Here is a 1218-nt window from a genome sequence, read left to right on the forward strand (position 1 = left end):
CGATGCATGGGTAATGCCTGAACGTTCATCTCAAGCTCCTTTTGACGCTGCGGGTCTTTTGGACTGCAGCTGTTCATTATTAAACCAAAGTCTGTATGGGTACTCAGTCTTTGATATCAGCGCAAAAGGCCATACCTAGGGTTGCGAATGTCATCGAGCGTTTGAGGCATCTATTTGTCCTTTAAACGATTGGTCTCTCACACCGCTGCTTGTTTGAAAAACACATTGTTTTAAAACGTAAGACCTCGTGTTGACTGCTATTCACTCGGCCCAACCCTCTGATTCAATCTTGGTATAACCAGATACAGTAAGTGTAAACAAAATGTTAAATCGTGCTTTAATTCGACTTTAACCCATCAGTAAAGTTTTGCTTACACCCCATTTTTGCAGAGTAAAATACTGGTTTTTTATATTATTCATTTCAAAGGCTGAATTTAATCACCTTCATTTGTTACAAAGTTGCAACAAAATTGGGCTGTGAAATTTGACAAACAAAGCTAAAGTATTTGAGTGTCGTAGATTTATTTGTTGCAGAAAGATAACTTCTTCCCAATCAGACGGAATCAAGGTAGGGTGGCAGTCAATTGAAGAAGTTTGGATTCCAACGTGCCTAAGCGGCGTTAATTCGAACCTAGTGTGGCTCAGTGTTTAGATGACTACACAGGCTTTGAATGACGGGGGAGTGCAACACTTAGAATTCAGATTGGAGAAGTTATGTACCACGTTCACGTTTACTTTCCTTTGCAACAATTGGAAAAAGCACAAGCTCTGAATGAGATCATCCGCCAAGAGCGTCAAGATGTGTTGCGCGTGTATCCATTGGTCGACAGATTAGTCGGCCCGCACAAGATGCCGATGTTTGAAATGCACCTTGAGTCGATCAGTGAAGAGTTTTTGGCTTGGTTAGATACCATTCGTGGGGATTTTTCTGTGCTTATACACCCGGTCAGCGAACGAGAACTGCGTGATCACACAGAGAGCGCGATTTGGTTAGGTCGCGAACTAGGTGTTTTCGAAGAAAAGCTAGAAAATTAACGATTTTTGCCCAAATGGCATAGACGTATGACGTCGATATCATTTGGGCGCGTTCCCTCTCTTCCTATTTCCTTCCCTGCAATCCTTCCCGTAGTGTGCTAGACCTAAAGGTGTGCCTTCGCACGTTTAAAACCGTTAGCGTGCTCGTTTTTAAAACGAACATTACTCGCTGAGTAAACATAT

1 protein-coding gene is annotated in these 1218 nt (G+C 42.4%); it reads left to right on the forward strand.

What is annotated here, in order from left to right; genetic code table 11:
- Positions 1–714: 714 nt before the first annotated feature.
- Complete coding sequence (locus R8N47_RS23525; protein ID WP_005455725.1) at positions 715–1035, forward strand: DOPA 4,5-dioxygenase family protein; 321 nt, start codon at positions 715–717, stop codon at positions 1033–1035.
- Positions 1036–1218: the final 183 nt, after the last annotated feature.

It is taken from the genome of Vibrio sp. 2132-1 (assembly GCF_033344315.1).